This window comes from Nostoc sp. NMS4, assembly GCF_017115095.1.
Classification (GTDB): Bacteria; Cyanobacteriota; Cyanobacteriia; order Cyanobacteriales; family Nostocaceae; genus Nostoc.
The window spans coordinates 1-20,469 of record NZ_JABXKI010000128.1 but is presented as its reverse complement, the minus strand read 5'-3'; the positions used below and the strand labels follow the sequence as shown (position 1 = coordinate 20,469).

Sequence of the window (20,469 nt, the reverse complement as noted above, 5' to 3'; positions counted from 1 at the left end):
ATCAAGTTTTAATTGAAGATTTCAATTTTTTATTCAATAAAATCGACTGTACACTAAAGGATTCATAGTATATCTATCAGTCCTAGCACAGGTTTTTAAATTGCAACTTATGAACAATTATGATCGTTGTTTATATGTATCTTTGATAAGAAGCAGATTATCAGCGCTTAACTAGTTGGTGGCTAGATTAAACTAAGTTCTTTCAGAACCGCTTCTAATTTCTGACTGACTTCTAAATCAGCTTCACATAGCGGCGGACGAGTTGAACCAACCTCCCAACCCTGAAGTTTTAGTGCTTTTTTCACTGGAATGGGATTTGAAGTGAGAAATAAAGCTTTAAATAACGGGAAGAGTTGGAGATGAATCTCGGTGGCTACCTCAATTTTACCCGCACTAAAAGCTTGAATCATCTGCTGTAGTTGGTTTCCTACCAGATGAGAAGCTACACTTACCACACCCTTTGCCCCGATCGCTAACAAGGGCAAAGTCATGTAATCATCACCAGAATAGATGTGGAATTCTTTTGGTGTCAAGCGACGAATTTCGCTTGCCTGATCTATATTACCAGTGGATTCTTTAATCCCGACAATATTGCTAACCTCAGCTAACCGGGCAACTGTTTCTGGCTGAAGGTTTTGTCCGGTACGACCAGGGACATTATATAACAACAATGGTAAGTCGGGACAGGCTTGTGCTATCGCCTTAAAGTGCGCTTCCAATCCCGGTTGTGGCGGTTTGTTGTAATAAGGAACAACTTGTAAGGAACCATGTACTCCTATCTTAGACGCTTTTTCGGTGGCTGCGATCGCTTCTTTGGTGGAATTTGATCCACAACCTGCGATTACCTTGGCTTTTCCGGCCACGGATTGCAACACTTCGACAAACAACTGGTATTCTTCATCCCAACTTAGTGTCGGGGATTCTCCTGTTGTACCACACATTACCAATGTATCTGTACCGTTGTTAGCTAGATGTGCCGCCAGTTCTGCCGCTACATCATAGTTGACACTACCATCTGCTTTAAATGGCGTAATCATCGCGGTTAAAACATTGCCAAAATCTCCCACCCTTTTTTCACTCCTGATTACCCATGTTTTTATATCTTGGTGGTTCTCTATTGTAATAACCTATCTGCAAATTACTTTCAATCATTAGTCATTTGTCAGTTAACCAATGACCAATGACTAATGACTAATAGCTAATGGTTTGAGTAGATTTTTCTCTACCAACAACTCCGCGATTTGTACGGCATTCAATGCTGCGCCTTTGCGAATTTGGTCGCCACATAACCATAATTCCAAGCCACAAGTATGGGAAATATCCTGACGAATTCTTCCCACTAGAACTTCATCTTTACCTGTTGCTTCAATTGGCATTGGAAAATGATTCGTTCCCCAATCTTCTACCAATTTTACTCCAGGGGAGGAATTTAAAATTTCTCTGGCTTCCTTTGCACTAAAGGGAGTCTCAAATTCTAAATTAATGGCTTCTGAGTGGGCGCGGAGTACGGGAACCCGTATACAGGTTGCAGTGATTCTGATTTGCTGCGTGCCAAATATTTTTCGGGTTTCGTTGACCATTTTCATTTCTTCCTCACAATAACCCAAATCGTTTAATGGGGAGTTATGGGGGAATAAATTAAATGCCAATGGGTAAGGCAATATTTCGGCAACCGGTGGCTGTCCTTGTAGTATAGCGCTTGTTTGGGTTTTGACTTCTGCCATTGCCCTAGCCCCAGCACCACTAGCAGATTGATAGGTTGCAGCGACGATGCGTTGCACGGGTTTAACTTTATGCAATGGCCAGACTGCCACAGCCATTAAAATCGTTGTGCAGTTGGGGTTAGCAATAATGCCTTGGTGATTCGCTGCGGCTTGGGGATTGACCTCTGGGACTATTAAGGGAACTTGCGGGTTCATCCGAAAGGCGCTGGAGTTGTCAATTACCACTGCGCCTTTTTCGACGGCAATTGCTGCCCAAGCTTTGGATGTGGAACCACCGGCACTAGCTAGTACTATATCGACATTTTCAAAGGCGCGATCGCTAACTGGCTCTATTGGTATATTTTCCCCTTTAAACCGTAGCGATCGCCCAACACTCCGCTCCGATGCCAATAACTTCAAGTCAGCAATCGGAAAATTACGACTTTCTAACAATTCCAGCAACTCTGTGCCAACTGCACCAGTTGCTCCCAAAATAGCTAAACGATAGGATTTCGACAAACTTGCTTCCTCCTTTAAGAGATTTATCTGCAATTTTTTGGAATAATTGACAATTTTATATATAAATAGCGATCGCAGTCTGGAAATACATTTTGAATAGGTTTAGATTTTTCTCTAATTTAGCCGATCTTTATATAACTAATATATTTATTTTTTTTAGTTATTTAATAAGTTAAGCGATGTTGCATTTTAGAACAATAGTGATTTAACTTTTTCATCGGTTTTAACTATATATTATTGTACAATAAATCGCCATGTAGCATAAAAATGGAGATATCTGCACTTAGAAGTTTAACAAGCATCCTACCTGTAAAGTAACAAATTTATTGGCTGCAAAGTTCCTTACCAAGATGATAAATATACTTAGGAGCGAAATGCATAAAGCCAACACAACGTAAAACTGAGCTATGCGGTTAGGTAACAGATGCGCTCTCGTACCACACACAACTTAATAATAGCTAGATAATAGCTAGACTCAATACTATAACTTTAACTTGGGCGTACTAACCACTCTTTGAGAACCAGGATATCACGGCATCAGCCCAGTGAATAATTAATTCCTAAGTTTACGGGGAGTGGGGAGATGAGGGGACAAGGGGGACAAGGGGGACAAGGGGGACAAACAAAACTCCTAACTCAGCACTCAGCACTCCTAACGCCCAATGCCCAAATTCTTATAAAGGTAAAATGTCAAGTCTTTGGTCATTGGCAGTAAACTGGATCTTTGCCCCAGGCCAAACACTAAGAGACATCAAGCCAAAAACGCAAACAATTATTTTATTGCGTCTTGTGTGTACTCGGAGTATAAAATACCAGAAAACTAGAGACGAAGCATGAAAGTCACCCAGGAAAAACTTCCCGCCAGCCAAATTGGCCTGGAAATAGAGATTACGCCGGAAATTACCAAGCAAACTTATGAACAGGTCATTAAAAACTTAGCGAGTACTGCGAATATTCCTGGGTTTCGTAAAGGCAAAGTGCCTCGCCCGATATTACTACAACGGCTGGGTACAACTCGAATCAAGGCAGCAGCGCTGGAAGAACTAATTCAAGATGGCATTGAGCAAGCAGTCAAACAAGAATCCATCCCAGCAATCGGTCAGCCGCAATTGCGCTCCTCTTTTGAGGATTTGATTAAGAATTATGAACCAGGAAAACCTCTGACGATTTCGGCTGCTGTCGATGTAGAACCAGAAGTGAATTTAGTGCAGTACACTGATTTGCAAGCGAAGGCCGAAGAAGTCAAGTTCGATCCAGAGCGAGTAGAAAACACTCTAGATAAAGAACGTCAAGAATTGGCGACATTGATTCCTGTGGAAGGACGTGCAGCCCAAATCGGCGATATTGCCGTAGTCGATTTTAAAGGTTCATTCGCTAGAGTTGAGGGCGAAGACGAAACAGCCGAACTAGAACCGATTCCTGGAGCCGAAGCAACTGATTTTCAAGTTGAGTTACAAGAAGATAAGTTTATTCCCGGCTTTATTTCGGGAATCGTGGGGATGAATCCTGAAGAAACCAAAGAAATTGCAGCGCAGTTCCCAGATCCTTATGCTAATGAAGAATTAGCTGGAAAAGCCGCAACTTTCACCGTGACGTTGAAAGAACTCAAAGAGAAGGAACTACCAGAAATCAATGACGATTTAGCCCAGGAAATCAGCGATTTTGAAACCTTAGAGGAGTTACGCGCTTCTTTGGTAGAGCGATATCAAAAAGAGGCGGACGACAAAACAAAAACCAATAAGCAGGAAGCCTTGTTAGCGGAACTGCTCAAGCACGTAGAAGTTGACTTACCAGCAACCTTGATTGAGCAAGAAGTGGATTCAATGCTAACGCAAACAGCAATGCGCCTGTCTCAGCAGGGATTGGATGTGAGAAAGCTGTTTACTCAAGATATTATTCCGCAATTGCGGGAGCGATCGCGTACTGAAGCAATTGAACGCATCAAACGTTCATTATCCTTACGGGAAATCGGCAAACGCGAATCTATTGAGGTAACACCAGAAGAAATCGCAGCCAGAGTCACAGAACTTTTGGAGCAATACCCAGAGGAACAGGACGTTGATGAAGATAAACTGCGATCAATCGTGGAAAACGAACTGTTAACCGAAAAAATCATCGATTGGCTCTTAGAACACTCCTCAATTGAACTTGTACCTGAAGGTTCCTTGAGTCCCGCAGAAGAAACGGAAGAAACGGAAGACGCAGAATCTGATGCTGATGGTGATACGCCTCAGACTGAAGAAGAAAACAGCGAAACTTCTACAGAAGTGACAGAAGAATAATAAAAAATCCCACAACCATGAATTCACCAGTTCTGAGTTAAAGTACTGGTGAAATGGGTAAGCTAAGGGAGATGAGGAAGCAGGGGAGCAGCGGGAGATGAGGGAGACAAGGGAGACAAGGAGATAAACAAAACTCCTAACTCCTAACTCAGCACGGGCTAAACGCCCAATGCCCATAACAAATTTAATGTGATGGATTTTCGGCAAATAGTGACACCAATTATCGCTTGAGCTTGATACTGTGTTACACGAGAGGAAATTATATGAGGCATAATGGTTAACACGTAGCTTATAAAAATTCCATTCGTTGAAAAGGCGGCATCTGCTGCTGAAACATTTGTCCTAAATTATCGTCAAAGAAAGCTTGTATGCTTGAATCGCAGTCGGCAAATTCCCCAATCAGCAACTTAAGTCGAATAAACATTAACTCCCAGTTAAGCAGCCCTAGCAACATCGTGCCGATGGTGATAGAGCAGTCTGGCATGGGCGAAAGAGCTTTCGACATCTACTCCCGCTTGCTGCGAGAGCGGATTATCTTTTTAGGAACGCCAATAGACGATGCCGTAGCTAACTCAATTGTGGCTCAATTGTTATTCCTAGACGCTGAAGACTCAGAAAAAGACATCCAACTGTATGTCAATTCTCCTGGCGGCTCCGTCTACGCAGGGATGGCAATCTATGATACAATACAGCAAATTCGCCCTGATGTTGTTACCATTTGTTTTGGATTAGCCGCGAGCATGGGGGCATTTTTGTTGACAGCAGGAGCTGCCGGTAAGCGAATGTCTCTGCCCGACTCCCGGATTATGATTCACCAACCACTTGGTGGCGCTCAAGGTCAAGCCATTGACATTGAAATTCAAGCCAGAGAAATTCTTTACGTTAAGGCTAAGTTGAATCAGTTAATGGCTCACCATACTGGTCAACCCTTAGAAAGAATTGAAGCAGATACTGAGCGCGACTTTTTTATGTCGGCAGAAGAGGCAAAAAACTACGGTTTGATCGATCAAGTCATTTCCAGGCAAAATCTTCCCGTAGCAGGGGAAAACGTCACCATTCTGAAATAAGAGGCTGGTATGTCTAAGTACGACTCCCATTTGAAATGTTCATTTTGTGGCAAGTCTCAAGAGCAGGTGCGTAAATTAATCGCAGGGCCGGGAGTCTACATCTGCGATGAATGCGTTGACTTGTGTAATGAAATACTAGACGAGGAGTTACTCGATACTAATGGTGCGGCAGCACAACCAGCACCAAGAGCAGAGCCACCTCAAAAACGGCGTACCCACTCTGCTAGTATTTCGTTTAATCAAATACCCAAGCCAAGAGAAATTAAAAAGTATCTAGACGAACACGTTATTGGTCAAGACGAAGCAAAGAAAGTTTTGTCAGTAGCTGTTTATAATCACTACAAGCGGCTGGCAGTCATTCAGTCTAAAGCCAGTGGCAAACCTGGGGCGGATGATGCCATAGAACTGCAAAAGTCCAATATTTTATTAATTGGCCCGACTGGTTGCGGCAAAACTCTCTTAGCGCAAACTCTAGCGAAAATCCTGGATGTACCCTTTGCCGTCGCTGATGCGACGACGCTGACGGAAGCGGGGTATGTGGGAGAAGATGTAGAAAATATCTTGCTGCGACTGTTACAGGTGGCAGATTTGGATATAGAGGAAGCGCAACGGGGAATTATTTACATTGACGAAATTGACAAAATTGCTCGTAAGAGTGAGAACACGTCAATTACCCGCGATGTTTCTGGCGAAGGCGTGCAACAAGCCTTGCTGAAAATGTTAGAGGGAACGATCGCTAATGTACCACCCCAAGGAGGGCGCAAGCATCCTTATCAAGACTGCATACAGATTGATACAAGTAATATTTTGTTCGTCTGTGGTGGTGCTTTTGTGGGCTTAGAAAAAATTGTAGATCAGAGAGTTGGCAAAAAAGCAATCGGTTTTGTGCAACCCGGAGAAGGGCAATCGAAGGAGAAACGAGCAGCAGACACTCTTCGCCATCTAGAACCGGATGATTTAGTCAAATTTGGCCTGATTCCAGAATTTATTGGGCGGATGCCAATGGTAGCAGTAGTAGAACCGCTAGATGAAGAAGCGCTGATGGCGATTCTTACTCAACCACGCAGCGCCCTAGTGAAGCAGTACCAAAAGCTGCTGAAGATGGATAATGTTCAATTAGATTTTAAAGCAGATGCTTTACGAGCGATCGCTCAAGAAGCATATCGCCGTAAAACTGGTGCGAGAGCATTACGTGGTATTGTCGAAGAATTGATGTTGGATGTAATGTATGAGTTACCATCCCGTAAGGATGTGACACGCTGTACAGTTACAAGGGAAATGGTCGAGAAGCGATCGACTGCTGAACTGATAATACATCCATCTTCACTACCGAAGCCAGAATCAGCTTAATAGTCATTGGTCATTAGTCATTGGTAATTGGTCAAAAACTAAGGAATAATAACCATATACCAGGGAAAAATGACTAATGACAACTGACAAAGGACAAATGACTAATGCCTTATATTAATGTTCGTGGCGTTGAGCATTATTACGAGTGGGTGAAAAAACCATCTGGTTCTTTGGTAAAACCAGTGATGGTTTTTATGCACGGTTGGGCTGGTTCGGCTAGATATTGGCAAAATACTGCTAATGTTTTATCAGAGCAATTTGATTGTTTACTCTACGATTTGCGGGGATTTGGCCGTTCTCGTGGGAAGCCAACCATCGCCCAAGCCAGTGAAGCTGTTGCTGAATCTGAGTCCTTACAGGAAGAATCAGAGGCAATCAGAGAGTTAACCTATGAATTAGAAGAATACGCTGATGATTTGGCAGCTTTGTTAGATGGGTTGCATATTCAGCGTGTTTATATTCATGCTCACTCAATGGGCGCGTCTGTTGCAACTTTATTTTTTAACCGCTATCCCGAACGAGTAGAACGAGGAATTTTAACTTGTAGCGGCGTTTTCGAGTACGACGAAAAATCATTTAGTGCTTTTCATAAATTCGGTGGCTATGTAGTGAAATTCCGTCCCAAGTGGTTAAGCAAAATTCCATTTGTTGACCGAATGTTTATGGCCAGATTTTTATATAGTTCTATACCACATTCTGAGCGCCAAGCTTTTTTACAAGATTTTCTGGAAGCAGATTATGATGCGGCTTTAGGGACAATTTTTACTTCAGTCAGTAAGGCTCAAGCTGAAGTGATGCCCCTTGAGTTTGCCAAGCTGACAGTGCCGACTCTACTCGTAGCAGGGGAATATGACAAGATTATTCCAGCCGAGATGGGTCGTCAAGCAGCGTCATTGAGTGACAAGGTAGAATTTGTGATGATTCCCAACACAGCACATTTCCCAATGTTGGAAGATGTACCAACTTATTTGCAACGGGTACAAGAGTTTTTGCAAATTAACACGCCAGAGCCGCAGTTGGGTTAACTGATTGTTCGGATAGTCTGCACAAATTCGGTAACAGCGTCGTATTGATCAGGATGCGCGATATATTTTATCAACAAAGCTGGATCTAAATTCGGTAAGAAACCACTACGGTTTACTTCTTCATATTCACCACCCGGATTTAAACTTAATATGTTTATCTGGTTAGATTTCCAAAACCAAACTTCAGGTACTTTCTTGGGTTTGTATAACTCTTTTCGGTTAAGCATACCGCTAGTAACAATAACTTCAATAACAATGTCTGGCGTTTCTTTGTTGCTACCAATGCAGTAAGATTCATCTGGTGTGCCAGAAGCATACCCAGGTTCTTCTAAAGTAAAACCACCAAGACCTTAACAATTCAAAATTCAAAATTCAAAATTCAAAATTAAAGACATTTTCAGACGGGGATTTAAACCCCGACTGAAAATGATGCTACCTGTAGAGGTAGGGGTCTTAAACCCTTTGATTTACGATAAAACCGGATGCCTAACTCTCTCATGTAGGCTTCTAGCAAGTAGCTGAGAGTTCTTTTTACATATTCATGTTTTTCACCAATGGGGGACATAATTTCTAATATTCCTGACAAATAAGAGAGTCGGACATTGCAGTTGTCCTTTAGCTGTGCCTCAATAGCTTTGAATTCCTCCCATGAAACATCTGCGACAGTTACTAGTTTCTCTTGTATGGGATAGTCCAGAAGTGGGATACTCATATCGCCTCTCAACAGTTTTAGATATACATCTACTTGATTGCTTTCAGCAAACCAATGTAGGGTTGGATTTCCACAATCATAATCCTGAGTTATTTGTTAGGTGTGTCCGCCTATGCCATTTTTAGCTCTCTTCAGTACCCTTTGGATTAACTCAAACCCAGTTCTCGTTTTAGCAAGTTAATTGAGTTAGCGCCGATATAATTTTCAACCTTAATCAGCTTTGGTGGACGAATAATATCTTCATCGGCTGCTTGTACGGCTGCTTGCACTGCCGCAAAACTGGCTTGATCGCTGATGATGACTTCAGCTCGTTTAACCATTGCCTGAAGTTTATAAGCATCTTTTGGTTGTGATGTCATCACTAGTAGTTCATCTCCGCGCAAACCGTGGAGGATGACTTCTGCGGCTCGGGCAATCCCGGAACTAAGGCTGACTATGCCTACACAGTTTTCTTTTGGTAGGGTTTTCAACAGGCTAAGTTCTTTGCTGTAGTCGTAGATATCGAGAGGAATTACTCGTGCAGCTTTTGGAGCTGCGATCGCTTCCACATTACTGATAAAATATCGACTGGTGACGACTGTGGCAGAGGTAGTTTTATCTAGGGCAGCTGTTAATTCTTCCATTGCTACCAACTGAACTGGGATTTTTAGCGATCGCTCTAATTCATAGACCATCAACTCACCAGCACCCATATCATAAGATGGAACTGCAACCAGTACCCGCGCACTACAACGCAAGCGCCAGTCAATTTCTGCTAAAAATAGCTCTCTGGCTTGATTCAGTGAACATCCTTGGGTGAGCAGCTCGTCAAGTGCTTGTTGGACAACTTGATAGGCATCAGGATTTTGTTTGAGAATTGGTGATTGCAACCTACTACCGCCCTCATGACCTTGAGGACGAACATAAATACCCGAACCAGCCATACTTTCAACAAATCCGTCTTCTTCTAGTTGACGGTAAACCTTGCTTATGGTATTACGGTGTAAACCAGTTTGCATTGCTAGCGCCCGTGTGCTTGGTAATTTGTAAGCTGGGGGATATTGTCGGGAAGCGATCGCAAATCGGATTTGATTAAACAGCTGGGTTGATGCCGGGATTTCGCTGTCTGGCTGAATACGGAATTGAATCATCACCAAACCTCCTGAATACTAAGTGCTGTTAGCGTTAGCGGGGCGTTTAGCCCGTTTTGAGTGCTGAGGTTTGAGTCTTAAGTGTTGCTTTACTACTCAGCACTTTTAACTCAGCATCCTTGGATAACTAGTTTTAGTTGTTACATACAAAATATGTTATTTCCATATAAAGTTTTTCTGATACAAATTTCTAATGCGGTCACTATTGGTAATTGATAATTTAATTAGAAAAAAGCTAGGCATACTGGCATAGTTATATCAAATAAACACACGACTAATCACACAGCACTGGTAAAAATTATTATGACAGAGCAAGCAACAATTACCGCAACGGTTAATCTTTTGCAAGATAATATTCAAGTGTCAGCTTATCTGGCAGAACCAAAAGAACCTGGAACTTACTCAGGAGTGGTGGTATTACAAGAAATTTTTGGTGTCAACGTTCATATTCGGGAAGTTACAGAACGGATTGCCCAGCTTGGGTATGTAGCGATCGCACCGGCACTTTTTGAACGGATTGCTCCTGGCTTTGAAACCGGATACACACCCGGAGATATTGAAACAGGCAGAAGCTACGCCATGCAAACTCAAGCCTCAGAGTTATTGAGCGATATTCAATTAGCAATTGACTACCTCAAAAATTTACCTCAAGTGAAAAAAGATGGTTTTGGCTGTATTGGTTTCTGCTTTGGCGGTCATGTCGCCTATCTTGCAGCCACCTTGCCAGATATTAAAGCTACGGCTTCCTTCTATGGTGCTGGAATTACCACCCGCACACCGGGAGGCGGCGTTCCTACTGTCACCCGTACCAGAGAAATATCAGGTACTCTCTATGCCTTTTTTGGTACAGACGATGCTAGCATCCCAGCCGAACAAGTAGATGAGATTGCAGCAGAGTTAGAAAAATATAAAATTCCTCATCGTGTGTTTCGCTACGATGGAGCTGATCACGGATTTTTCTGTAACCACCGTGCCAGTTATAATCCTAAAGCTGCGGCTGATGCTTGGGAGCAAGTAAAACAACTCTTTGGTCAACTAAACTGAAGCATACGCAGCCAGGTTTGTCATTAGTCATTGGTCATTGGTGAATAACAAAGGACAAATGACAAATGACAAATGACAATCTAAACTTCAGTTGCACCATATCAAATAACAACTAATCTTCAAAAGTCATGAATTCCGAATCGAAACTTTCTCAAACAGCCAATTCGCCCTTTACAATGGACGATTTTGCCAAAGCACTAGAAAAACACGACTACCAATTTCAAAAGGGACAAATTGTACATGGCAAAGTTTTCCAACTTGACCATGATGGAGCCTATGTTGATATTGGTGGCAAGTCGTCAGCTTTTCTGCCGCGCGATGAGGCTTCTTTGAGAGCAGTTACCGATTTATCGGAGGTGCTGCCATTGCAAGAGGAAATGCAGTTTTTGATTATCCGAGATCAGGACGCAGAAGGGCAAGTCACCCTTTCTCGAAAGCAGTTGGAAATTCAGCACATCTGGGAACGACTGACCGAAATGCAGGAAAATGCTCAAACTGTGCAAGTACGGGTTATGGGTGTGAATAAAGGTGGTGTCACCGTCGATATTCTTTCTTTGCGGGGGTTTATTCCGCGATCGCACCTAGCAGAGCGTGATAATTTAGAAGCTCTCAAAGGTCAAAATCTGACTGTGGGTTTTTTGGAAATTAATCGTAACACTAACAAACTCATTCTTTCACAACGTTTAGCAACCCGTTCTAGCAACTTCAGCTTATTAGAACTAGGTCAACTGGTGGAAGGTAAAGTTACTGGTATCAAACCTTTTGGTGTATTTGTCGATTTAAGTGGGATGAGCGCCTTACTTCATATCAAGCAGGTAAGCCAAAAATTCATTGATTCTTTAGAAAAAGTATTTCAAGTTGGTCAGCAAATTAAAGCTGTAATTATTGACTTGGATGAAGGCAAAGGGCGGGTTGCTATTTCTACTAGAGTTTTGGAAAACTTTCCTGGTGAAGTGCTAGAAAACTTCGATGAAGTGATGGCTTCAGCAGAGGCGCGTGCTAATAGAGCTAATAACAAAGCATCTGAATAGTTTTGAGATGGGCTACTTGCACAAAGTATAAGTAGTGCGTAGGCGTAGCCCGTCGTAGACATCGCACCTGCCGTATATGGGATTAATCGGTGAATAGCGCCCAAAAATCGATCGATAATCTAAATAGTGGGTTATTTTATCCCCCCTGCATCTACCAAGATGTGGGGGGATTGCAAATTCAGAAAGCTTTTCATAGATTATACCTCTTGCCTCTCGCTGGAAATGCGGTTAAAACAATAATTGCCTCAGAATTTATTCTGAGGCTTACTTCTGGGCGATGCCAAAATTATCCAATAGGTCTATTGTAAAAATATTGTGTGGTATGTTTAGACTTTTACTTATTGTGAATTGAATCGTTTTAATTTTAAAAACGCTACGATTTACCGCAAAACTTCACTCAGCTAAATTCTCTACGTGACAATTATTTATGAATGTTAGTACCGAGCCAAAATTGATTCATCAGAAAGTATATGCGAAAGAATTACGTTCTCTGATGCCAGATGAAGCATTTATCCCCGATCCCAGTAAGTTAATTATCTTGTTTATTAATCTGGCAATTTTGATATTAGGTTGGATGATAGCGGCGCGGTTAGATTCTTGGTCGACATATCTTTTATGGCTTTATGTACCTTTAAGCATAATTATGGGCAATAGCGTGGTTGTCTTACTATTTAGCACCCACGATTTGATGCATGGTAGCGTAATTAAAAATCCTCGATTAATCTATATCATTGGTTTTCTAGGGCTAACAATGTTATGGATGCCACCAACGTTATGGAAAGCAGTTCATAATCGAGTACATCATAATCACACTAATGATTTAGGCGACCCAGATCGTAATTACTTATATGAACAATCTTCAACCTGGGGAAAATGGATTCAAGACTTATTTGTACCTTCAACTGAAGTAAACCCTATATGGTTCATAGTGGGAATGACTTCTGCTTGGGGAGTACATACTTTTCGCAATCTGACATCTGTGCTGTTTTTCAATCATAAATCCGTCGATTATGTTCCTGCTGCATTTACAGTCAGTCCTAAAGATCGTCGAGCGATCGCAGCAGAATTATTGATGATGTTCACAATTCATCTGAGTGTCCTAATCTATCTCCAATTTGAACCTATAAAACTTATACTTGGTTACTTTTTACCGATTGCAATTGGTTACGCTGGAGTAATTTTTTATATTTATACAAATCATTTACTTTGTCGGATGACTAGCGTTAATGACCCACTAATTAATAGTATGTCTCTGCGGGTTTATCAAATATTTGATCTGTTACATTTAAATTTTTCTTACCATACTGAACATCATATTTTTCCAGGAATGAACTCGGATTACTATGGCATGGTTAGAGATTTATTAGAAACTCACTATTCTGAAAGCTTTAATTTATTGGATGCTGGGGAAGCTTGGTATTTGCTGCTGAAAACTCCCCGGCATTATAAAGATGAAAATACTCTTACAGATTGGTCAGGAGAAAAGTCTGTTCCCTGTCCTACAAGCGACTATTAAAAAGGTTTACTGATTCTTAAACAAAATACATCCATACAATTAACCTTTGCCATATTAAAGTAACGATCGAGTTATCAAATAAGTGTCAATGCAGTTTTTCAGATTTATCGTTTAGGATGTATCAAAATGCTTGTAGAAAAGACGACACAGTATAAAGAGTTACGCAAAGTACACGGGCTAAAAGATATCTATCAAGTATCTGTAAAACAAAATTTACACGGACTGCATGGGCTGCATGGATTGCACGGACTACACGGACTACAGACTCTAAAGGATGTGAATAGCGTTTCTGCACAGCAGCAAATGAAAGGACTGCATGGGCTGCATGGATTGCATGGGCTGTATGGCGTTCAAACGTTTGTGAAGCAGTAGTATCAAATACACTGTCGAACTGGAAGTATGCTTGTTCCCTATAGCAGACTGGTGAAGCAATACTTGAGAGACGGACTTGGTAGCAAGTGATGCGGATGGAGTATCAGGTTTTTTTGCTTCCAAACCTGTGGTTTTGAAGGCAATCTAACACCTTGGCTGTGAACAGCAGCAACTATATTCCTATTAGACTCAGAATGTCTCAGTTCATAAAAAGAGCAGTTGAGAAATTTAGGAATGGCGGAAGCTGTTCCTAAATTTCTCAACTGCTGGAGGTTTGTCTTTTGGATTACCACAGTCTTAATTGAAAGTAAAGTTGTGGACAATCTGACTAGACTCGCACAGACCTGATATTCTGCTGTTTTCAAGTTTAAGCAAACACAGCCTGAAATAATATATGTTTACCCTGGATTTGCCGCGATTGAAACAACAGCTTGACGACGCTAATGCTAAACGCGTTCTGTTTTTGCTGCCAGAAGGAGTCCTGGATCGATATGTTGACATCGAAAATTTCTTCAAGTCTTCCGAGATTGAGACTTTCATTCTGGGAGATGAGCATTGGGGAGGATGCGATATCCCAATCGAGGCTTTTGAAGATTTGAGTGTCGATACAATTGTTAGCTTTGGTCATACAGAATACTTCCGCAAGGATCGAGAGCGGATTTTGTTCTTTCCCATGAACTTTGTGCATCGACTGACTGAAGCCAGCATGGGAAATCTGTTAGATCCACTCGTCAATGGCAGATTTAAGAAGATGAGCATTGCTTGGTCTACAGAGTTCCAAGACTATGCACAGCCAATTGTGCAATTTCTGGGGTCTAAAGTAAATGTATCTCTGCCTCAATCGGATTATTTGGTGACATCAGGACAAGTACTAGGATGTCATTACAGTAAGCTAACCCGTCAAGAGCAAGATGTAGACTGTTTCCTGGTTGTTTCTGATGCATTCCATTCTTCAGGGTTACTCTATGAGACAGTGAAACCTGTTTTCTGGTTCGATCCATACAATGCCCGATTGATAGATATTTCACCTTGGCGTGAACCTCTGATAGAAAAGCGGCGAAACTTAATGGAAACGGCAATGCGGAGTAGACGATTTGGCATTGTGATTGAAAAGCGACATGGACAGCAGCGGGTTAATCTCGCCAGAAAGCTGAGGAGTTTACTGCTTGAGCAGGGCTATGAGGTTTCCTTGCTATATATATCGGATGTCACTCCAGCAAAGCTACAGCGATATAGACCGTTCATTGATATCTTTGTGAATACCGCTTGTCCTCGGATCGAAAGCTTTGAAGAGTCTGGGGTTTATGTACTCAACTCTGAAGAAACACACATTATTTGTGGAAAAGTTGCTTTTGATGAGGTTTATCCAGGGGCTAGAGGTGAACTAAACCACTTTAAGCTCAGGGTTTCTCCGCAGACTGGAAATGTAGAATGTGGTTCGGTAGTGTAAGTTTGCAATTCGTTTAAAGTTGCTAGAGTGATGAGACCCACCTGGATTGAGGTTAATTTGGGCATTATTTCTCATAATGTGCAGCAGATTCGCCGTCGTGTTGGTGCTAACGTCAAATTAATGGCGGTGGTTAAAGCAAATGCCTATGGCTATGGTTTGTTACCGGTTAGTTTATACTTGGCGAATCAAGTTGATTATTTTGGAGTAGCGCTAGTTGAGGAAGCGATCGCACTTCGCCAAGCTGGCATTCAAAATCCAATTCTCTCATTCAACTGCTACATTGACCAATATATTGAAGCCGCCCAACATGATGTTGAAGTAGCTGTATCTACGGTAGAAGCTGTTGCTGCAATTGAGACAGCCTGTCGCTTCATAGATACAGGCTTGAAAGTGCATGTTGAAGTGGATACAGGGATGGGAATGACAGGCATTGAGCCAGAACAAGTCCTGCATTGTGTTGAATTGCTTCAACAAATCCCTCAATGCAAGGTAGTAGGGCTGTATTCGCAGTTGGCGTTGAGTGAATATGCTGAACCGGACGATAAGCAGCTCTCAAAGCAGATAGATTGCTTCAAAACCCTAGCAGACTGTCTGTCTTCGATACCCCTCAAACACCTCTTGGCATCTCCTGGTGTAGCGTTGTGTCCCGAACTGCACTATAGCATGGTGCGATGTGGCTGCATTCTATTTAATGGTGCAAGTCAAGGGGGCAGTTGGGATCTACGTGATTCAATGACACTTAAATCACATGTTACCAAGGTTCGGCAGCACTTGCGTGATGCTTCACTAGGATACAAACCTCATACTCATCCGGCCATGCGAGTGGCTATTGTGCCAATTGGCTATGGCGATGGATACAACCGTGAAGTCTCTAGTAGTGGTGAAGTACTGATTCGAGGCAAACGCTATCCGATTGTAGGTGATATCTGTATGGATAAGCTGGCGGTAGAGATTGAGGACGATGCGATCGCAGTTGGGGATGAGGTTATGTTATTAGGATGTCAGGGACAAGAGGCTATTACATTACGGCAAATTGCTGAATCAACTTGCAAGAATGAAGCGATCGCCACGATTGGGTTTACTAATAGAATTCCCAGAATCTACTCTTGTTCCGTCTAGTAAAGTTTTGAAAGGACATTGACGCTTCAAAATTTTCTTTAATTGTGCAACTCAATAACTATGAACGACGCTAAGTCCTGGTATGACAATCCAGAAGTGAATGAATTCTTTCTAAATGCTTGTGGGGATGAATTTAATCACATTGGCATCTACGAAGATCCAAACAATATTCAAACGGGTGGACTGAGAGCCACGCAGGAACTCTTATCTGGCATTGAATTTAAAGTGCCAGGAAGTTCAATGAGCAAACGAGTGCTTGACATTGGTTCAGGATATGGAGGAACAGCCCGCTACTTGGCCGATCTATTTGGCTGCTCTGTTGATTGTGTCAACATCAGTACACTGCAAAACAAAGTTAATCAACGCAAAAATGACGAACAGAAACTGAACCACCTGATCGAGATTTTTGAAGCAGATTTTGCTCAGTTGCCCTTCGCTGATGCAACTTACGATGTTGTGATTGCACAAGACTGCTTACTAGATGCAGTCAGTAAAGAGCGAGTCTTTCGAGAGGTGCATCGGGTTCTCAAGCCTCAAGGATTATTTGTGATGAGCGATCTGACACGACGCGACGAGTCAGAAGTGGTGCGTGCTGCCATTTTACAGCGGAAATGGGGTCTGGGAGAAATTGTATCAACTCAGTCTTATTTGAGTTTAGGCTATGCAGTAGGGTTTCAACTTATACGGTACAACGATTTTTCTGAAAACCTAGCGATCGGGTATGCAGATGACGTGGACGCTTGGGCAGATGCTTCTCACCAAATGAAAACATTAAGCCAAGAACGCCGCCAGTTTGAGCAGCAAGTTTTCCAGAGTTGGTGTGATGCTGGAAAAGCTGGATATCTCTGTCTCAGCTATTTTCGGTTTAGAAAGATCGGTTGACACTTCCATGCTCCCGTTGAAGTAAGAAATAAATGTCTAGACTTGTCTAATGTTTATATAGCAGTGCTTGAATCATGTGTGGCATTTACTTGCGAATTGAGCGGCAGCAAGGTGACTATTCTCGACAGCAACAATCTTTCGAGGAATTTTCTGCAATGCGACATCGTGGCCCCGATAGCAGCATATTTTGTGTCAAGGAATTGCAACTCGGACACGAGAGATATGAGGTTCACTATGGCTTTCATCGTTTAGCAATCAACGATCGCTCTGACGCTGCCAATCAGCCGTTCACCTACGAGGACGGTTCATTCGCAATGTGCAATGGCGAAATCTACAACTTTGCTCAACTGCAAGAAAAACAGCTTGCCTCTTATCCGTTTCGTTCTCGCTCGGATTGTGAAGTTCTGTTCCCCCTCTATGAGCAATATGGGGTGCAAATGGTAGATTACTTAGACGGCGTTTTTGCACTGGTGCTATATTCTGCCCAAGAAAAGTGCTTCTACATTGCTCGTGACTCCCTTGGAGAAAAACCGCTTTATATCGGAATTTCGGAGGATAGTTTAGTCATTGCCTCTGAGCTAAAAGCTGCCATCCACAACGAAGTTCAGCAGTTCCCACCTGGAACTTATGCTGTGATTCGCGGTCTTGGCTCGGTTAACTGCACTCAATTTTTTGAATATCCAACGCTAGGTTCGCAACCCATTTCATTCACGGCCTCTGTGGAAGCACTGCAAGAAAAATTAGTCGATGCAGTCGCAAAACGCCTAATGAGTGACGTACCTGTTGGTGTTCTCCTATCTGGCGGAATTGATTCGAGCGGTGTAGCTGCAATTGCAGCTCAACTCTACCCAGGACAACTTAAAACCTTCAGCATTGGCGTTGCAGACTCAACCGATTTGCACTATGCCAGACGGGTGGCAGATTACCTCGGCACTGAACATCATGAAGTCCAGGTTAGCATCGAGGATGCTTTAAAAGAAGCTGACGCGATTATTCGCGTGATTGAAACCTTTAATCCGGTTTTAGTGCCGAATCATATTCTGCTTTACTTCTTGGCAAAATATATTCGAGAGAAAACCGATGTGCGAGTTCTACTAGATGGCATCGGACCTGACGAGGCTTTAGGTGGCTACCGATTTTTTGCAGAGGCTCCATCGGAGGCAGCATACGATGAAGAGATCCAGCATCAAGTACAAGATTTACATAAAACAGAATTGTTAGGTGAACGGACGTTTGCTGCATTTGGACTAGAAACGCGATCGCCTTATTTGGACACAGCGCTGCTAAGATTTCTGCTGGCGTTACCCACGGAATATCGTATGTCTCGCTCTGCTTACACCAATTATGAAGTTAAGGAAAAGCTCTTGCTTCGCAAAGCCCTCACAGGAAGACTGCCGAGGGAAATACTAGAGCGCGGCAAAGTTCCAATGCCGGAAGGAGTAGGTAAAGTTTATTTGGATACTTTTGAACAGGCAATTTGCGATCGCGTACAGGAGCAGGTATTTAAGCAAGAGCAGCAACAGTTTCCCTTACTGCATCGCACTGAGTATTACTATAAGCAAATTTTTTACAATCATTTCCCTTGGGCAACGCAGGTGGTTTGCGGAGTTCAGCATGCGCCTTGGCGATCTTATCAACCTAACGCTGTCGTTTATGAAAACACATAGATAGTCTCACTAATTTTAGGCTTTAAGCCCTGTGCTGAATGGCACGCTTGTAAAGCCCAAAGGCTTGTGTCACCTCGTTCCCAGCCTCTAGGCTGGGAATGTATTCTCATAGGCTCTGCCTCTCGTCAAGAAAGAGGAGGCGGAGCCTCCCAGAATCGGTTCCCAGCCTCCAGGCTGGGAACCAGTCAGGGCAAGGGCTATATCTTTTCTTAGTGCCATTCAGTCCTGTGCTTTTGTTTATCTATTCTTTCAGGGGCAGCAAATACTCCAAAGAGTGAAGTAAATCGTAAGGCTCCCGCTCTCTGATCGTGCTGAAACTACGATCTGGATGGATCAAGATAACAGGTGGTTTACCGCGCGTGAAGTTAAATGCCTCGGAGTAATTGTAAGCACCAATGTTGTGAAAGACAACGATATCGTCAACTTCTGGAAGTTTTCTGATTGAGCAATGACTCATCAAATCGTAGGACATACACAGTGAACCAAAAAACTCGATCGGCTGGGTAAATTCTTCTCTTGAGCCGTCAGAGCTTGCTGCTGAAGTGATACTTACTGGATAAGCCACATAATAAGTTGAAGGAACTAGGTTCAGACCACCATCTAGAATAATTACGGTTCGTTGCTGTTGCTGCTTGATGTTGATCGCCTTAGTCGCAAAGAGCATACTGTCAGTTACCAGGGCGCGACCTGGCTCTAAGATTAAGAGTGTTTCTGGGGGAAAGAGTTGCTCTACTGCTGTGCAGATGGCTCTGGCAAATTCTTCGATTTCAGGGACATACCAATCCTCTGCTGTGACTTCGAGGGGGCGATTATTTTTGACTGCAAAGCCGCCACCAATGTCAATATACCGCAAGATTCGTTGTTGGGGATCGAAATGACGTTGAATCAAGGTGTGCAGTTCTTTAAGTGCTGTGATGTAGCTATTTGGATCGCAAATACTTGTGTCGAGATGAAAATGAAATCCCTCCAACTCAAGATACTGACTCGCTAAGACATGGGCGATCGCTGCGTCTGCTGCTCCATTATCCACATCAAAGCCAAACTTATAGCCAAATTCACGAATATGCCCAGTTGAAATACGTAATCCAATTTTTGCTTGAATTCCGCAAGACTGTGCAATATCCGCCACTTGTAAGAGTTCATGCCAGTTATCAACATTGAGAATGACGTTATTTGCGATCGCTAATGTCAGTTCATCTTTTGTTTTACCAGGACCATTAAAGACAATTTGCGAATAAGGCATCCCCAGTTTATGGGCAGTGTGCAGTTCATCACCTGTAACTACTTCAGCCCAGGCTCCTTCTTGGTGAATAATTTGACAAACTGCTAGCAAAGGATTGGTTTTGTAGGAGTAGGCAATCTGGACATTTTGACAGTAGGTCTGAAATGCATTGATAAAGCGGCGAACAGTTGTCCGCAAAATTATTTCGTCTACCAAATAGAGTGGAGTGGCGTAGGTTAAAACGGCCTCTGAGATGTAATCCATATTCTTCGTGAGATAATGGTCAAGGAAGGATGCGCTTGTAGAATATTGAAGTTGATCTATTGAACCTCGCATGACTAGAAGTCACGCGATTCCTGCTTCAATGATCTGAGCCTG

At 42.6% G+C, this 20,469-nt stretch carries 20 protein-coding genes; 12 read left to right on the top strand and 8 right to left on the bottom strand.

The genetic code is table 11. The annotated features are described in order from the left end of the window. Nucleotides 1-182 precede the first annotated feature (182 nt). Nucleotides 183-1,067 (bottom strand): 4-hydroxy-tetrahydrodipicolinate synthase, encoded by an 885-nt coding sequence (dapA, locus tag HWQ37_RS10325; protein WP_292746560.1) that lies wholly within the window; start codon nt 1,065-1,067, stop codon nt 183-185. Nucleotides 1,068-1,184: 117 nt separating this feature from the next. Then, nucleotides 1,185-2,222 (bottom strand): aspartate-semialdehyde dehydrogenase, encoded by a 1,038-nt coding sequence (locus HWQ37_RS10320; RefSeq protein WP_292746558.1) that lies wholly within the window; start codon nt 2,220-2,222, stop codon nt 1,185-1,187. 833 nt (nt 2,223-3,055) lie between these two features. On the opposite strand from HWQ37_RS10320, the gene tig reads away from it, so the two are divergent. Next, nucleotides 3,056-4,504, top strand: a complete 1,449-nt coding sequence (gene tig, locus HWQ37_RS10315) for a trigger factor (RefSeq protein ID WP_292746556.1) — start codon at nt 3,056-3,058, stop codon at nt 4,502-4,504. 289 nt (nt 4,505-4,793) lie between these two features. Here tig and HWQ37_RS10310 read toward each other — a convergent pair whose 3' ends face one another. Then, entirely contained in the window at nt 4,794-4,988 is a 195-nt protein-coding gene (locus HWQ37_RS10310; RefSeq protein ID WP_292746553.1) for a hypothetical protein, read from the bottom strand. Between HWQ37_RS10310 and clpP the strand changes: the two genes are divergently transcribed. The 3 genes from clpP (at nt 4,987) to HWQ37_RS10295 (ending at nt 7,946) form a co-directional block, all read left to right on the top strand. Then, nucleotides 4,987-5,571: an ATP-dependent Clp endopeptidase proteolytic subunit ClpP gene (gene clpP / locus HWQ37_RS10305; protein ID WP_292746550.1), complete on the top strand. Its 585-nt coding sequence runs from the start codon at nt 4,987-4,989 to the stop codon at nt 5,569-5,571. The genes HWQ37_RS10310 and clpP overlap by 2 nt on opposite strands. Before the next feature lie 9 nt (nt 5,572-5,580). Then, nucleotides 5,581-6,921, top strand: a complete 1,341-nt coding sequence (gene clpX, locus HWQ37_RS10300) for an ATP-dependent protease ATP-binding subunit ClpX (protein ID WP_292746547.1) — start codon at nt 5,581-5,583, stop codon at nt 6,919-6,921. 104 nt (nt 6,922-7,025) lie between these two features. Then, on the top strand, nt 7,026-7,946 hold the full coding sequence (locus HWQ37_RS10295) for an alpha/beta fold hydrolase (RefSeq protein WP_292746544.1): 921 nt from the start codon (nt 7,026-7,028) through the stop codon (nt 7,944-7,946). Here the strand turns inward: HWQ37_RS10295 and HWQ37_RS10290 are convergent. The 3 genes from HWQ37_RS10290 to HWQ37_RS10280 all read right to left on the bottom strand — a co-directional run bounded on the left by HWQ37_RS10290 (nt 7,943) and on the right by HWQ37_RS10280 (nt 9,788). Then, nucleotides 7,943-8,230, bottom strand: a complete 288-nt coding sequence (locus tag HWQ37_RS10290) for a Uma2 family endonuclease (protein WP_292746562.1) — start codon at nt 8,228-8,230, stop codon at nt 7,943-7,945. The genes HWQ37_RS10295 and HWQ37_RS10290 overlap by 4 nt on opposite strands. Nucleotides 8,231-8,355: 125 nt before the next feature. Further along, a complete protein-coding gene (locus HWQ37_RS10285) occupies nt 8,356-8,658 on the bottom strand; it encodes a Uma2 family endonuclease (protein WP_292746541.1) in 303 nt (100 codons plus the stop codon). A 146-nt stretch (nt 8,659-8,804) separates the two neighbouring features. After that, nucleotides 8,805-9,788 carry a GntR family transcriptional regulator gene (locus tag HWQ37_RS10280; RefSeq protein ID WP_292746538.1) on the bottom strand — a complete coding sequence of 328 codons (984 nt, stop codon included), beginning with the start codon at nt 9,786-9,788 and terminating at the stop codon, nt 8,805-8,807. Nucleotides 9,789-10,091: 303 nt separating this feature from the next. Between HWQ37_RS10280 and HWQ37_RS10275 the strand changes: the two genes are divergently transcribed. The 8 genes from HWQ37_RS10275 (at nt 10,092) to asnB (ending at nt 18,869) form a co-directional block, all read left to right on the top strand. Then, nucleotides 10,092-10,832: a dienelactone hydrolase family protein gene (locus tag HWQ37_RS10275; RefSeq protein WP_292746535.1), complete on the top strand. Its 741-nt coding sequence runs from the start codon at nt 10,092-10,094 to the stop codon at nt 10,830-10,832. Nucleotides 10,833-10,960: 128 nt separating this feature from the next. Beyond that, the gene (locus tag HWQ37_RS10270; RefSeq protein ID WP_292746533.1) at nt 10,961-11,863 is read left to right on the top strand and encodes a S1 RNA-binding domain-containing protein; all 903 of its coding nucleotides are present in this window, start codon (nt 10,961-10,963) and stop codon (nt 11,861-11,863) included. A gap of 427 nt (nt 11,864-12,290) precedes the next feature. After that, the gene (locus HWQ37_RS10265) at nt 12,291-13,379 is read left to right on the top strand and encodes a fatty acid desaturase family protein (RefSeq protein ID WP_292746531.1); all 1,089 of its coding nucleotides are present in this window, start codon (nt 12,291-12,293) and stop codon (nt 13,377-13,379) included. A gap of 126 nt (nt 13,380-13,505) precedes the next feature. Then, complete coding sequence (locus HWQ37_RS10260) at nt 13,506-13,751, top strand: hypothetical protein (protein WP_292746529.1); 246 nt, start codon at nt 13,506-13,508, stop codon at nt 13,749-13,751. A 394-nt stretch (nt 13,752-14,145) separates the two neighbouring features. Continuing rightward, nucleotides 14,146-15,201: a diphthamide synthesis protein gene (locus tag HWQ37_RS10255; protein WP_292746526.1), complete on the top strand. Its 1,056-nt coding sequence runs from the start codon at nt 14,146-14,148 to the stop codon at nt 15,199-15,201. A gap of 30 nt (nt 15,202-15,231) precedes the next feature. Then, entirely contained in the window at nt 15,232-16,320 is a 1,089-nt protein-coding gene (gene alr / locus HWQ37_RS10250; protein WP_292746524.1) for an alanine racemase, read from the top strand. A gap of 60 nt (nt 16,321-16,380) precedes the next feature. Further along, a complete protein-coding gene (locus HWQ37_RS10245) occupies nt 16,381-17,202 on the top strand; it encodes an SAM-dependent methyltransferase (protein ID WP_292746521.1) in 822 nt (273 codons plus the stop codon). Nucleotides 17,203-17,276: 74 nt separating this feature from the next. Beyond that, nucleotides 17,277-18,869, top strand: coding sequence for an asparagine synthase (glutamine-hydrolyzing) (gene asnB / locus HWQ37_RS10240; RefSeq protein WP_292746517.1), 1,593 nt, complete (start codon nt 17,277-17,279; stop codon nt 18,867-18,869). Between the two features lie 87 nt (nt 18,870-18,956). On the opposite strand, the gene HWQ37_RS10235 is transcribed toward asnB, so the two are convergent. Both HWQ37_RS10235 and HWQ37_RS10230 read right to left on the bottom strand, forming a co-directional pair. Next, entirely contained in the window at nt 18,957-19,088 is a 132-nt protein-coding gene (locus HWQ37_RS10235) for a hypothetical protein (RefSeq protein ID WP_292746515.1), read from the bottom strand. A gap of 22 nt (nt 19,089-19,110) precedes the next feature. Continuing rightward, nucleotides 19,111-20,355, bottom strand: coding sequence for an alanine racemase (locus HWQ37_RS10230; protein WP_292746513.1), 1,245 nt, complete (start codon nt 20,353-20,355; stop codon nt 19,111-19,113). Between the last annotated feature and the right edge of the window lie 114 nt (nt 20,356-20,469).

Coding starts and splice junctions, on each gene's coding strand:
- HWQ37_RS10270 (WP_292746533.1), top strand. CDS start 10,961: ATGAATTCCGAATCGAAACTTTCTCAAACAGCCAATTCGCCCTTTACA.
- HWQ37_RS10260 (WP_292746529.1), top strand. CDS start 13,506: ATGCTTGTAGAAAAGACGACACAGTATAAAGAGTTACGCAAAGTACAC.
- alr (WP_292746524.1), top strand. CDS start 15,232: ATGAGACCCACCTGGATTGAGGTTAATTTGGGCATTATTTCTCATAAT.
- HWQ37_RS10280 (WP_292746538.1), bottom strand. CDS start 9,788: ATGATTCAATTCCGTATTCAGCCAGACAGCGAAATCCCGGCATCAACC.
- HWQ37_RS10275 (WP_292746535.1), top strand. CDS start 10,092: ATGACAGAGCAAGCAACAATTACCGCAACGGTTAATCTTTTGCAAGAT.
- tig (WP_292746556.1), top strand. CDS start 3,056: ATGAAAGTCACCCAGGAAAAACTTCCCGCCAGCCAAATTGGCCTGGAA.
- HWQ37_RS10285 (WP_292746541.1), bottom strand. CDS start 8,658: ATGAGTATCCCACTTCTGGACTATCCCATACAAGAGAAACTAGTAACT.
- HWQ37_RS10235 (WP_292746515.1), bottom strand. CDS start 19,088: ATGGCACTAAGAAAAGATATAGCCCTTGCCCTGACTGGTTCCCAGCCT.
- HWQ37_RS10255 (WP_292746526.1), top strand. CDS start 14,146: ATGTTTACCCTGGATTTGCCGCGATTGAAACAACAGCTTGACGACGCT.
- HWQ37_RS10265 (WP_292746531.1), top strand. CDS start 12,291: ATGAATGTTAGTACCGAGCCAAAATTGATTCATCAGAAAGTATATGCG.
- clpP (WP_292746550.1), top strand. CDS start 4,987: ATGGGCGAAAGAGCTTTCGACATCTACTCCCGCTTGCTGCGAGAGCGG.
- clpX (WP_292746547.1), top strand. CDS start 5,581: ATGTCTAAGTACGACTCCCATTTGAAATGTTCATTTTGTGGCAAGTCT.
- HWQ37_RS10295 (WP_292746544.1), top strand. CDS start 7,026: ATGCCTTATATTAATGTTCGTGGCGTTGAGCATTATTACGAGTGGGTG.
- HWQ37_RS10230 (WP_292746513.1), bottom strand. CDS start 20,355: ATGGATTACATCTCAGAGGCCGTTTTAACCTACGCCACTCCACTCTAT.
- HWQ37_RS10310 (WP_292746553.1), bottom strand. CDS start 4,988: ATGCCAGACTGCTCTATCACCATCGGCACGATGTTGCTAGGGCTGCTT.
- asnB (WP_292746517.1), top strand. CDS start 17,277: ATGTGTGGCATTTACTTGCGAATTGAGCGGCAGCAAGGTGACTATTCT.
- HWQ37_RS10245 (WP_292746521.1), top strand. CDS start 16,381: ATGAACGACGCTAAGTCCTGGTATGACAATCCAGAAGTGAATGAATTC.